11 protein-coding genes are annotated in these 12,984 nt (G+C 64.8%); 3 read left to right on the forward strand and 8 right to left on the reverse strand.

What is annotated here, in order from left to right; translation table 11 throughout:
- Nucleotides 1-6 precede the first annotated feature (6 nt).
- From ahcY to O4220_RS09825, 7 genes are all read right to left on the reverse strand, one after another.
- Complete coding sequence (gene ahcY / locus O4220_RS09795; protein ID WP_269603479.1) at nt 7-1,491, reverse strand: adenosylhomocysteinase; 1,485 nt, start codon at nt 1,489-1,491, stop codon at nt 7-9.
- An 89-nt stretch (nt 1,492-1,580) separates the two neighbouring features.
- On the reverse strand, nt 1,581-2,684 hold the full coding sequence (locus O4220_RS09800) for an alkane 1-monooxygenase (RefSeq protein WP_269603482.1): 1,104 nt from the start codon (nt 2,682-2,684) through the stop codon (nt 1,581-1,583).
- 253 nt (nt 2,685-2,937) lie between these two features.
- Complete coding sequence (locus O4220_RS09805) at nt 2,938-4,446, reverse strand: amino acid permease (RefSeq protein ID WP_269603484.1); 1,509 nt, start codon at nt 4,444-4,446, stop codon at nt 2,938-2,940.
- Nucleotides 4,447-4,597: 151 nt separating this feature from the next.
- Entirely contained in the window at nt 4,598-5,827 is a 1,230-nt protein-coding gene (gene manA / locus O4220_RS09810; protein ID WP_269603486.1) for a mannose-6-phosphate isomerase, class I, read from the reverse strand.
- Nucleotides 5,827-6,969, reverse strand: coding sequence for a tobH protein (locus O4220_RS09815; protein ID WP_269603488.1), 1,143 nt, complete (start codon nt 6,967-6,969; stop codon nt 5,827-5,829). Before O4220_RS09815 ends, manA begins: the two co-directional genes overlap by 1 nt.
- 70 nt (nt 6,970-7,039) lie before the next feature.
- Nucleotides 7,040-8,422 carry a phosphomannomutase/phosphoglucomutase gene (locus O4220_RS09820; protein WP_269603491.1) on the reverse strand — a complete coding sequence of 461 codons (1,383 nt, stop codon included), beginning with the start codon at nt 8,420-8,422 and terminating at the stop codon, nt 7,040-7,042.
- A gap of 185 nt (nt 8,423-8,607) precedes the next feature.
- Nucleotides 8,608-9,015 (reverse strand): DUF3499 domain-containing protein, encoded by a 408-nt coding sequence (locus O4220_RS09825; RefSeq protein ID WP_269603493.1) that lies wholly within the window; start codon nt 9,013-9,015, stop codon nt 8,608-8,610.
- Between the two features lie 72 nt (nt 9,016-9,087).
- On the opposite strand from O4220_RS09825, the gene O4220_RS09830 reads away from it, so the two are divergent.
- The gene (locus O4220_RS09830) at nt 9,088-9,573 is read left to right on the forward strand and encodes a metallopeptidase family protein (protein WP_269603496.1); all 486 of its coding nucleotides are present in this window, start codon (nt 9,088-9,090) and stop codon (nt 9,571-9,573) included.
- A gap of 63 nt (nt 9,574-9,636) precedes the next feature.
- Here O4220_RS09830 and O4220_RS09835 read toward each other — a convergent pair whose 3' ends face one another.
- Nucleotides 9,637-9,870, reverse strand: coding sequence for a WhiB family transcriptional regulator (locus tag O4220_RS09835; RefSeq protein ID WP_027496498.1), 234 nt, complete (start codon nt 9,868-9,870; stop codon nt 9,637-9,639).
- A 717-nt stretch (nt 9,871-10,587) separates the two neighbouring features.
- On the opposite strand from O4220_RS09835, the gene cofD reads away from it, so the two are divergent.
- Nucleotides 10,588-11,562 (forward strand): 2-phospho-L-lactate transferase, encoded by a 975-nt coding sequence (cofD, locus tag O4220_RS09840; protein ID WP_269603498.1) that lies wholly within the window; start codon nt 10,588-10,590, stop codon nt 11,560-11,562.
- Nucleotides 11,559-12,938 carry a coenzyme F420-0:L-glutamate ligase gene (locus O4220_RS09845; protein ID WP_269603501.1) on the forward strand — a complete coding sequence of 460 codons (1,380 nt, stop codon included), beginning with the start codon at nt 11,559-11,561 and terminating at the stop codon, nt 12,936-12,938. The genes cofD and O4220_RS09845 overlap by 4 nt, the downstream gene beginning before the upstream one ends.
- Nucleotides 12,939-12,984: the final 46 nt, after the last annotated feature.

The following is a 12,984-nucleotide window of genomic DNA, read 5'->3' on the forward strand; positions in this document are numbered from 1 at the left end:
CGTAGGTCAGTAGCGGTAGTGCTCGGGCTTGTACGGGCCCTCGACGTCGACGCCGATGTACTCGGCCTGCTCCTTGGTGAGCTTGGTGATCGAGCCGCCGAGTGCTTCGACGTGAATGCGCGCGACCTTCTCGTCCAGGTGCTTGGGCAGGCGGTAGACCTCGTTGTCGTACTCGTCCGGCTTGGTCCACAGTTCGATCTGTGCAATGACCTGGTTGGAGAAACTGTTGCTCATGACGAACGACGGGTGACCCGTCGCGTTGCCGAGGTTCAGCAAGCGGCCCTCGGACAGCACGATGATCGAATGTCCGTCCTTGAACTGGTACTCGTCGACCTGCGGCTTGATGTTGATGCGCGTGACATCGGGGGCCTTCTCCAGCCCGGCCATGTCGATCTCGTTGTCGAAGTGACCGATGTTGCCGAGGATTGCCTGGTGCTTCATCTTGCGCATGTGCTCGAAGGTGATGATCGACAGGTTGCCCGTCGAGGTGATCACGATGTCGGCCTGCTCGATGAATTCTTCGACCGTGCGGACGTCGAAGCCGTCCATGAGCGCCTGCAGCGCGTTGATCGGGTCGGCCTCGGTGACGGTCACACGTGCACCCTGGCCCTTGAGCGCCTCGGCACAGCCCTTGCCCACGTCGCCGTAGCCACAGACCAGAACGGCCTTGCCGCCGATGAGGACGTCGGTGCCCCGGTTGATGCCGTCGATCAGCGAGTGGCGGGTGCCGTACTTGTTGTCGAACTTGCTCTTGGTCACCGAGTCGTTGACGTTGATAGCAGGGAACGTGAGTTCCCCTGCAGCCGCGAACTGGTAGAGCCGGAGCACACCGGTGGTGGTCTCCTCCGTCACGCCTTGCACGGACGCGGCAACCTCGGTCCACTTGGACTTCGACGCTTCGAGCGAACGGCGGAGGAGACCGAGGAACACCTTGTACTCGTCCGAGTCGTGATCGTCGTCGGTCGGCGGAACCACGCCCGCCTTCTCGAACTGCGCTCCGCGCAGTACCAGCATCGTGGCGTCGCCACCGTCGTCGAGGATCATGTTGGCCGGCTGTTCTGGCCACGTGAGCATCTGCTCGGCCGCCCACCAGTACTCTTCGAGGCTTTCACCCTTCCAGGCGAACACCGGGACGCCCTTGGGATCCTCGACGGTTCCGTACGGTCCGACGACCACGGCCGCAGCCGCATGATCCTGCGTGGAGAAGATGTTGCACGACGCCCAGCGAACCTCTGCCCCGAGTGCCACCAGGGTCTCGATCAGGACGGCGGTCTGCACCGTCATGTGCAGCGATCCCGAAACCCGCGCTCCCTTGAGCGGCTGAACGTCCGCGTATTCGCGACGCAGCGCGATCAGACCGGGCATCTCGTGCTCGGCCAGCCTGATCTCTTTGCGGCCGAATTCTGCGAGCGACAGGTCTGCGACCTTGAAGTCGATTCCACCGCGGTGATCCACGGTGAGTGCCGATCCTGACGTAACTGAGGTCGTCATCTTGCCTCTCCTGTTGACTGAGTGTCTGTCCACCAGGCTATCGGGTCCGCGCGGTGGAAGTACCGACTGCCCGGGGGGACGTGTCTGCACTATCCGTTTCGTCCGGCTCGCGCCAGAATGCGCGCGCGCTTGCGGGGAAGGATGTTGGCACGGGTGACATCGCCTTGGTAGTGCGTGAGTACCCGCGGGTCCATCACTCGACGCCACAGCGGCGGGATTGCGGCGAGTATCACCATCGACGCGTATCCGGCCGGAAGCTGCGGAGCTTCGTCGCAGGAGAGCAGGGTCTGGTAGCGCTTGCCGGGATTGGCGTGGTGGTCACTGTGTCGTTGCAAGTGATAGAGAAAAATGTTCGTGCAGATTCTGTCGCTGTTCCAGCTGTGGCGTGGTGAGCACCGAACGTATTTGCCACGGTCGTTGGTTTCGCGGAGCAGTGCGTAGTGCTCCACATAGTTCACCATCTCGAGCAGCACGAATCCCACGACGGCCTGTAGCAGAAGATACGGCGCGATGGCCGGGCCGAAGACGACCATCAACGCGCCGAACAGTCCTGCGCTCATCAGCCAGGTGTGCAGCAGCGCATTGGTCGGGCTCGCGACCGAGCGCCCCTTGCGCCGCAGACGCTGCGCCTCGAGCCTCCACGCGGAGACGAGCCCCAGGACAGTACTGCGCGGCACGAAGGTCCACACGCTCTCGCCGAGCCGCGCACTTGCGGGATCGTCCGGGGTTGCCACCCGAACGTGATGACCGCGGTTGTGTTCGACGAAGAAGTGCCCGTACAGCGTCTGAGAGAGGGCGATCTTGGCCAGCCATCGCTCGTGCTGCTCGATGCGATGACCCAACTCGTGAGCGGCGTTGATACCGGTGCCCGCCACCAGGCCCACCGTCACGGCGAGCCCGATCTTGTCCACCACGGTCAGCTCGCCGTACGCCCACATCCAACACGCGACGATCAGCCCGACGAACTGAATGGGAAGGAAAAGGTAGGTACACCAGCGGTAGTAGCGATCGTTCTGCAGTTTCTCGCTCGTCGACTCGTCCGGGTTGTGCCCGTCCTCACCGGCGATCAGGTCGATCACCGGAATGATCACGAAAAACACCAGAACACCGCTCCACCAGAAGACCGCCATGCCGGTCCAATAGACCAACTGCGACGGAAGCAGCGCCGATGCCGGGGCCAACAGCCCCAGCATCCACAAATATCGTTTGCTGTCCTGCCAGCGATCCGATCGTCCGCCGGCCTTCGAATCCCGCCCCCCGAAAGCGACACCCGAATCCTTCGCGGAAGCGATTCGGCCGTTCGCATTCACTGTGTCAACACCCTCTCATCGAACCTTAGGAGTCCTCCAAGTCTGTTTTCGAGGGTATAACATTCTCGCGGTTCGATGTGACGCCGACCGAATCCGGCCGGGCATCGTAGGACGAGCTACCAAGACGGTGTGCCGGCTACTTCTCCGTATTCGCCTTCGCAGCTTCCCGCTGTCCCATCACCGAATGACGCCTGCTGTAGAGCACGTAGATCACGACACCCGCGGCCATCCAGACCAGGAAGCGCAGCCACGTCTCCACCGACAGGTTCAGCATCAACCACAGGCACGCGAGCACGGCGAGGATCGGCACCAGAGGAACCCACGGCACTCGGAAGCCGCGTTCGAGGTCCGGTCGAGTCTTGCGCAGAACCAGAACACCCGCCGACACGAGCACGAATGCGAACAGCGTTCCGATGTTCACCATCTCCTCTAGCGTGCCCAGCGGAACGAAGGCCGCGAGAAGTCCGACGATGACGCCCACCAGAATCGTCGTCCGAACCGGCGTGCCCTTCTTTCCGGTGTGGGCCAATCCACGTGGCACCAATCCGTCTCTCGACATCGCGAAGAGCACTCGCGTCTGGCCCAGCATCAACACCATCACCACTGTGGTGAGACCGGCAAGCGCGCCGAAGGAAATGATGTTCTTGGCCCAGGTCAGACCGTTGAGCTCGAATGCCGTTGCCAGCGTGGAACTGTCACCCGCCAAGTCGGTGTACTTCACCATTCCGGTCAGCACCAGGGTGACGGCCACATAGAGCACGGTCACGATCGCGAGGGACCCGAGGATGCCGCGCGGCAGTGCCTTCTGCGGCTCCTTGGTCTCTTCCGCCGTCGTCGCGACCACGTCGAAGCCGATGAACGCGAAGAACACCAGCGACGCCGCGGCCAGAAGTCCGTACCAGCCGAAGGTGCTACCTCCCGCACCCGTGACGAACGAGAACAGTGACTGGTGCAGGCCTTCCCCGGTGGAGCCGGGCTGCGACGGAGGAATGTACGGGTCGTAATTGGAGACCTTGATGTAGAAGGCACCGAGCACGACGACGAACAAGACGACGATCACCTTGATAGCGGTGATAACGAGCGAGACCCGCGAGGACAACTTGGTGCCCGACGCGATCAGTACCGTCAGCACCACCACGATCAGGAGTGCGCCCCAGTCGAAGTTCAGCGAACCGATCTGGAGTACCGGTGCGGCCGTACCGAGCAGGTCTCCCAGGTACAGCGACCACGCCTTGGCCACAACGGCAGCCGCGAGGCCGAACTCGAGGATCAGATCCCAGCCGATGATCCAGGCGATGAACTCACCGAACGCGGCGTAGGAGAACGTGTACGCGCTGCCGGCGACGGGAACCGTCGAGGCGAACTCCGCGTAACACAGAGCCGCCAGGCCGCAGGCGATCGCTGCGAGCACGAACGCCACCGACACGGCCGGTCCCGCCACGTTTCCGGCGGTTCGCGCGGTCAGGGTGAAGATGCCCGCACCGACGGCAACGGCGACGCCGAACACGGTGAGGTCCCACGACCCGAGTTCTTTCCGGAGTTTGGTATCCGGCTCGTCGGTGTCCTCGATCGACTGCTCGATCGATTTGGTCCGGAACCACCCCGTCGTGCGCGGGGTCTTGGCCGGCCGGTCTGCTCTGCTCATCGGGCCTCCGTAGCGCGTATTCGCCTCTGCCCACGGATCACACCCGTCGCAGAGTTCACTGTGACATCAGACTATTGCCTTCGGGTACGTCGGTCGCGCACTTCCGCAGTTCGAAAAGACTTCCGCACAGATGCGACCGGCCGGGAGGGATCTACTGGCGGCCGACGGAGGCCACGAACACCTCGGCCACGCCCGAATCGGCAGTCACAGTGACGGATCGATCCGCAGCCGGTATCCACGCCGAGCTGCCCTGCGGCACCGTCAGCCCGGACTCTCGGCCGCCGGTACTCGCCACGACGGTTCCGTCGGTACACAACAGAATTCGGGGACCGGATCCGCGTATTTCGACAGTCTCCCCCGGTGCCACGGCCGTCCGACTCAGCGCGAATTCCGGTGCAGGCGTGAGGTACAGATAGGTGGGCCGATCGTCCTCGCCCGGAGTGATGGGAGTGATATCGGCCGGCTCGAAGTCCAATACGCGCAGCAGTTCCGGGACGTCGACGTGCTTGGGAGTCAGTCCTCCACGTAACACGTTGTCGGAGTTCGCCATGATCTCCACTCCGGTACCACGCAGGTATGCGTGCAGGTTTCCCGCGTCCAGGTACAGGCCCTGGCCGGGAGCCAAGGTCACCCTGTTGAGCAGCAGTGCTGCAAGCACACCGGCGTCACCGGGATAGGACTCGCCGAGTTCGAGCAGAGTCCTGGCCTCGGCGGCGAACCGTCCACCGTCCGTGCGCGCAGGACCGGAAAGATAGTCGATGCAGCCCTGGGCGACGGCCGGAAGAATATCGTCCAGCGACTGCCCGGGAAGCGTGATCCACGAGGTGAACACCGTACGCAGGCCGGAAGCATCGGGCTGTGCGGCAAGCAATGTGCGGTAGCCACCGAGCGCGGAGACGGCCAAAGCGTCGAGCAGTTCCACGGTCTCCGTAGGGCTCCGGAAGCCGGCCAGTGCCTCGAACTCGGTGAGCGCCACGATCAGTTCCGGCTTGTGATTCGGATCCCGATAATTGCGCACCGGAGAATCGATGGGGACGCCGGCCGCATTCTCGCGTGCGAAGCCTTCACGGGCCTGTGCACTGCTGGGGTGGGCCTGCAACGACAAAGGCTCTTCTGCGGCAAGCAGTTTCAGCAGGTAAGGGAGCCTGGATTCGTACTGCCGAGCCGAGCCTCCCAGCTGCGTCGCCGGATCCCCGTCGATCAAGGTGAGCAGTGGGGTGCTGCCGCCCTCGTGCACCACGTGCGCCGAATCGGCTGGGTGAGCACCGAGCCAGATCTCGGCCTCGGGATGATCGGACGGAACCGGGCGACCCTGAATACGGGCCAGAGCGGTTCGCGACCCCCATGCGTAGGACCGAACCGCACCACGCAAGAGCTGCACTAGCTACCGCCCATCAACAACAGATACGCGGCGGTCGTGTCCAACCGCGTCGCCAACACGGACATGGTGTCGAGCACCGAAAGTGTAGCCGGACCGGCTGACGCGACGGTGATGTCGAGTTCGGATCCCGACCTCGCGCCGCCGAACAATGCCTCACTCGACTCGGCGAGCAACAATTCCGACTCGGCCACACCGGCAAGTCGTCGTTCGGTCATCGCGCGATCGACGTCGGATGCGACGACGATGACGCGCATCGGCAGGGCGGGTGGTGGGCCGTCGAGCTGCTCGTCGTGAAAGAACGAATCGAATGTCTGTGCCCTACCCGCAGATTCGACCGTCGATGCCCGGACGGACGCGGCGATGACATCGCCGAGTTCACCGGCACCGACGAGCACACCCGCCACACGCAGCAGTACCTCACTGCCGTGCCGAGCCACCTCGACGGCTGCAGGGCTGCTGCCGGACAGCACCACCCGCCGACCGTTCATTCCGCTGGCGAGAGCCTTGGCCGGGTTGTGGAAGACCTCGTTCGATGGGCTGTTTCGAACCGCCTCGGCATCGAGCAGGTCGGCCAGACGAGACAGATTGGGCAGCAACGTCTTCCACGATCCACCGGCGACCGCCCCGAGAACGGCGACGAATGCGGCGAGATAGCGCATCAATGCATTGTGGTCGCGGACCGCAATTCGCGGCGGCAACCACATGACTCTTGCCCCTCGGACGGCACGCAGCGGCCCTTCCTCGGGTGCCACCACCACCACTTCCGCGCCGCGACGCGCTGCGGCGTCCACCGACTCGGCGAGGCGCGGATCTCCGGCGTCGTCGCCGGCCACCACCACCACATCGAGTGGGCCGATCCACGGCGGAGTTCCGGTACTTCGGACCAGCGGAACGCCGAGTCGGTCACCGAGCGCCGCGACGAGAAGTGACGCCGCCCGACTGCTGCGACCGTCACCGGTTACGATCACCACGCTTCTGGGGCGTAGATCGGCCAACCGAACCAGCACCGCTTCGTCCACCGCCGCCGCGACAGCGCGAACCTGCGCGCCCGCCAGCGCAGCACTACGCAACGCACCCTCGCGATCGGCCGCGATGAGAGCGTCGGCATCGTCGAGATCGACCAGAGACGACACTGTGGTCATGGCTGCGACACCTCCCCTTCGTCACCGACCGGAAACGAACGCTTACCCACTCATGAACCCTCGGTAACCACTATTCCAGTCCGGCGCGAACGATGCCCAATATCTCGGTCGAAAGTGCATCCACATCTGCGTCGGTACGCGCTTCCACGTTCAGTCGGAGCAGCGGTTCGGTGTTCGAGGCCCTCAGGTTGAACCAGGAACCGTCGGCGAGATCGACTGTCACGCCGTCGAGTCGGTCGATGCCCGAGGTTCGATCGGCGAACGCAGCGAGCACGGCCTCGGTACGAGTTGCCGCGTCGTCGACGGTCGAGTTGATCTCGCCCGATGCACTGTAGGTCTCGTAGGCGGCCATCATCTCCGACAGTGGGCGGTCCTGTGCACCGAAAGCGGCGAGGACATGCAGCGCGGCGAGCATGCCGGAGTCGGCACCCCAGAAGTCCCGGAAGTAGTAGTGGGCAGAGTGTTCTCCGCCGAAGATGGCTCCGGTGTCGGCCATCTGCTGCTTGATGAAGGAATGGCCGACGCGGGTTCGCACCGGCGTGCCACCGAGCTCGATGACCAGCTCCGGAACGGAACGGGAGGTGATGAGGTTGTGGATGATGACCGCGCCGGGCTCCTTGGCCAGTTCACGCTCGGCCACCAGACAGGTGACGGCAGAGGGCGAAACCGGGTCGCCCTTCTCGTCGACGACGAAGCAGCGATCGGCGTCGCCGTCGAACGCGAGCCCGATAGCGGAGCCGGTCTCGACGACGAAACGCTGCAGATCCACCAGATTCGCCGGATCGAGCGGATTGGCCTCGTGGTTGGGAAAGCTGCCGTCGAGCTCGAAGAACAACGGCTCGATCGTCACCGGCAACGGTCCGAACACTGCAGGCACGGTGTGCCCGCCCATTCCGTTGCCTGCGTCCACGGCGATCTTCATGGAACCGATTCCCGACAGATCGACCAGGTCTCGCAAGAACTGTGCATACTCGTCGAGGACGTCGCGGGACGTCACGGTGCCGGCCGGGCCGTCGAACTCGGGTACCCCGTTCACCAATTCGGCCTTGACGGTTGCCAGACCGGTGTCCTGTCCCACCGGCTTCGCGCCGGCCCGGCAGAGCTTGATCCCGTTGTACTTCGCCGGGTTGTGGCTGGCGGTGAACATCGCCCCCGGGCATTCGAGCAGGCCCGAGGCGAAGTACAGCTGATCGGTGGACGCCAGGCCGATGTGGACCACGTCGAGTCCCTGAGCGGTGACGCCGTCGGCGAAGGCGCGAGACAGCGCAGGCGACGAATCACGCATGTCATGGCCGATCACGACCGACCGCGCTGCCCCCGCCTCGTCACGAACCAGACGCGCGAACGCGGCCCCGACGTCTCGCACGAACGCCTCGTCGATCTGCTCACCTACGACGCCACGGACGTCGTAGGCCTTGATGACGGCGTTGACGGACTCTGCGGTTCGGGCCACGAAGATTCTCCTGGTGATCGTTCTTGCGACGCCGAACATCGGCGTCGTCGAGCGTGTGTGACGGTGCGTCCGCACCGGTATCGGCAGAAGGGCACAGACCGTTTCGGTCCTGCTCGAAAACCTTGCCAGACGGCAGTCGGACCGGCCAGTCGGACGTCGATCGTCACACCGCTGTGCGCGGCGGCTCAGGACGTGGGGTCGGGAAGCACTCGAAGGTGACCGCGCCTGCCCGTTCGGACGGCCGGGGCGGATCGTCGTTCACCGTCGGAAGAACGAGACGCGGACCGATCCATCTCACGGTCCTCGGAGCGGACGCGATCGCCGCGGCCCGCTTCACGAACTGCCTCTGCCAGTGCTGTCAGGTCGTCCTCGTCAGGCGTCGACGTCGAGTAGCCACCCTCGTACCGTACGAGCTCCCAGCCCTTCGGCGCGGTGGTCGTCGACGCGTGGATCTCGCACAGATCCCACGAATGTGGCTCGTCCACGGTGGCCAGCGGCCCGACGACCGCGGTGGAATCGGAGTAGACGTATGTGAGCGTTGCAACAGCAGAACGGTTGCAACCAGGCCTGCAGCAGCCACGCAGTGATCTCACGAGTGCAGACTATCCGGTGGGTGCAACCGACCGAACGACCGACACACCGGTCGAGCGCGATAACCTCCCCCCATGCCTCGATTCTCCTCCGCGCGCAGAGTCACCTCTCGGTCCGTGGCACGGCACGGCCGCGGCATCCGCGGACCGGTTCTGCCCGACGACGTCCCAGCCAGGCGCTCACGCGCAGAGAAGTTCGACCGGTACGTTCTCGACGCGTTCGCGCGAATCGATCATCGATGGCACGACAAGCTTTCGAAACTGGACATCGCTGTCGACGACGTGCCCAAGATCAGGGCACTGGATCCGGAGTCCGTGACATGGCCACCCGAAGTTGTGGCAGAGGGTCCCGTGCCGTTGTCACGATTGGTGCCGGCCGGGATAGACAAGCGCGGTGAGACGACACGCGCCAGGGTGGTGCTGTTCCGACGACCGCTCGAGCGTCGCGCAAAGCACCCGGAAGATCTGGAAGACCTGTTGTTCGAGGTTCTGGTGGAGCAGGTAGCGACCTATCTCGGTATCGACCCGGACGAGGTGGATCCGAACAGCGCCGCGCAGTGATGGTCCGGCGGGTGATGGCCCGGAGAGTGATGGGCCGAGCGCAACCGAGAGTCGGTGGAGCGCTCAGCCGATTCCGCGCTTGAGTCGACGCCGTTCCCGCTCGGACAGCCCGCCCCAGATACCGAACCGCTCGTCGTTGGCGAGTGCGTACTCGAGGCATTCGTCCTTGACCTCGCAGCCGAGGCAGATTCGCTTGGCCTCGCGGGTCGATCCACCCTTCTCCGGGAAGAAGGCCTCGGGATCGGTCTGGGCGCACAGCGCGCGCTCCTGCCACTGATCCTCGATCTCCTCGAACATTTCGTCGAATCCTGCGACGAGACTGAGGAACGGTTTGGCCGGCGGAACCGACTCGGCAACGAACGGCATCAGGTCGGCGTCGGAGTCGACATCGCTGTCGGTATCGCCGCCGGTCTCGAACTGTGTCTCGATCGTTCGGGTCACGTACGCAGAACCCGCGTCGATCGTGACGCTCGAATCTGCCCCGTTGTCGGACTCGGTCTGCGGCGCGTCGTCGACAGCGCTGAGGTGTGCAGTGGGTCCGCCCCGCTGATCACGTGTCACGTGCTCGTCATACATCGCTTCCGCCTCCTCACCTGTGCTAGCGCAGATACTTTCGGTCTTCGTGTGCTCGAATACCTTGCCCCGCGCAGGTATTCGGTCGAACTGGCGCGCCCGAACGCACGAGCGTCCGTCCAACTCTCGACCTCTACTCGACGTCCACGCAACGACGAACAGGAAGGGAACGAGTGTTCGAAACCAGGTTCGCTGCAATCGAACTCGTGCTGCGAACACTGAATGACATACCTGTGATTAGACACGCACAGGTGTGTCGCGGTCAAGCCGATCGCGCAAATCCAATACCATCCCATGCCCGAAATCGGCTGTCTCCCCGAATCGGAGCCCGTCCCGTGCGTGTCGCGGCGGTTCTCGCACCCGCACACCGTCCGCTCGTACGGCGCAGCACCGGGTGGGCGCTCGCCCCGCACCGCCGCAACCCCACTAGGCTCGTGCGTTGTGAAAGTTACTGTTCTGGTCGGTGGCGTCGGTGGCGCACGGTTCCTTCAGGGTCTCAAATCCTTGTTCGGCGACAACCCCGAGCACGAGATAACTGCGGTGGTCAATGTCGGCGACGACGTGTGGATGCACGGCCTTCGCATCTGCCCGGATCTCGATACGTGCATGTACACGCTGGGTGACGGAATCGACACCGAGCGAGGATGGGGCCGCATCGCCGAGACCTGGAACGCTCGTGACGAGTTGGCGGCCTACGGTGCCGATCCCGACTGGTTCGGACTCGGTGACCGTGACATCGCCACACACCTCATCCGCAGTCGGATGTTGCGCACCGGATTTCCGCTGTCGGCAGTCACCGAAGCTCTCTGCAACCGGTGGCAACCGGGCGTCCGGCTGCTGCCTGTCACCGACGATCGCTCGGAGACCCACGTGGTGGTCACCGATCCCGACGATCCGAGCGGTGAGCAGCAGCGCGCAATCCACTTCCAGGAGTGGTGGGTTCGCTACCGCGCGCAGATTCCGACCCACAGTTTCGCCAACATCGGTGCCGAACAAGCAACTCCGGCACCGGGAGTGGTGGAAGCGATCACCGAAGCCGACGCGGTCGTCCTGGCGCCGTCCAACCCGGTGGTGAGCGTCGGCGCGATCCTTGCGGTGCCGGGTATCCGCGGGGCCCTCAGGACAACCGAGGCCAAGGTCGTCGGCCTCTCCCCCGTCGTCGACGGTAAACCGTTGCGCGGCATGGCCGACGAGTGCCTGTCCGTCATCGGTGTCGACACCACTGCACAGGCGGTAGGCCGTCACTACGGAAGCCGAAGCGGTACCGGCATTCTCGACGCGTGGCTGGTGCACACCACCGACGCCGCGGTCGTCGACGGAGTGGACGTGCAGTCGGTCCCGTTGCTGATGACCGACCCCGAGACCACAGCGGTGATGGCGCGTACAGCGCTGCTCGCGGCTGGACTCGACCTGTGACCGATCCACGCGCGACCGACTCGAAGTCTCCGGTACCGAGCGATCATGCACCGGGCGGTTCGATCGAAATGCTGCCGATCACCGGGCTCCCGGAATTCAGGCCGGGTGACGACCTGGCTTCGGCGATCGCCGAGCGAGCGCCGTGGTTGCGCGACGGCGACATCCTGATCGTCACCAGCAAGATCGTCTCCAAGGTCGAGGGCCGGTTGGTGCAGGCACCGCACGATGCCGACGAGCGAGACGCTGCCCGCAGGGTGCTGGTGGAGCAGGAAGCGGTGCGCATCGTTGCGCGCAAGGGCCGAACCCTCATCACCGAGAACCGGCTGGGCATCGTGCAGGCCGCGTCGGGCATCGACGGCTCCAACGTCGACGGTGGCGAACTGGCACTGCTGCCCGAGGACCCCGACGCCAGCGCCGCATCACTGCGCGCAGCTCTCGGCGAACTGCTGGGGGTGACGGTGGCCGTGGTCGTCACCGACACCATGGGGCGCGCCTGGCGGATCGGGCAGACCGACGCCGCCATCGGCGCAGCCGGCCTTCCGGTTCTGCACGCCTACGCCGGAGCCGAAGACGGTCAGGGCAACGAGCTCGTGGTCACCGAGGTCGCGATCGCGGACGAGCTCGCTGCCGCAGGCGATCTGGTGAAGGGCAAGCTGGGCGGTGTCCCGATCGCCGTCGTACGCGGCTTGGCACCGGTCGACGACGGTTCCACCGCGGCGGCCCTCCTGCGCGGCGGCGAAGACGACTTGTTCTGGCTCGGAACCGCCGAAGCACTCGATCGTGGCCGTCGGGAGGCTCTGCTCCTGAGACGGTCGGTGCGCTCGTTCTCCTCCGACCCGGTCGATCCCGAGCTGATTCGGGCTTCGGTTGCCGACGCTCTCACCGCCCCTGCCCCGCACCACACTCGACCGGTCCGGTTCGTGTGGGTCAGAACCCCGGCGCTGCGGCGTCGGCTGCTCGAGACCATGCGCGAGCAGTGGCGCGCCGACCTGACCGAAGACGGCCTCAGCGAGGAACGGATCGCCGCGCGACTGAGCCGCGGTGACATTCTGTTCGACGCACCGGAAATCGTCGTGCCGTTCTGTGTGCCGGACGGCGCGCACTCGTACCCCGACGAGAGGCGTCGAGCCGCGGAGGACACGATGTTCACCGTGGCGGTCGGTGCCGCCGTACAAGGTCTGCTCGTCGCCCTCGCGGTGCGGGAGCTGGGCAGCTGCTGGATCGGCTCGACCATTTTCGCCGCCGATACCGTGCGCGCCGAACTCGGACTGCGTGCAGATTGGAAAGCCATGGGAGCCATCGCAATCGGGCACCCCAGCGAGCCGTCGACGGTTCGGGATCCGGTGCTGCCCGGCTCGTCACTGTTGGAGCTCTGACGTGTCGGAGTCGACGCCACCTCATTCGACTCTGTGGAGTTCGGTC

Source organism: Rhodococcus ruber (genome assembly GCF_027270735.1).
Classification (GTDB): Bacteria; Actinomycetota; Actinomycetes; order Mycobacteriales; family Mycobacteriaceae; genus Rhodococcoides; species Rhodococcoides rubrum_A.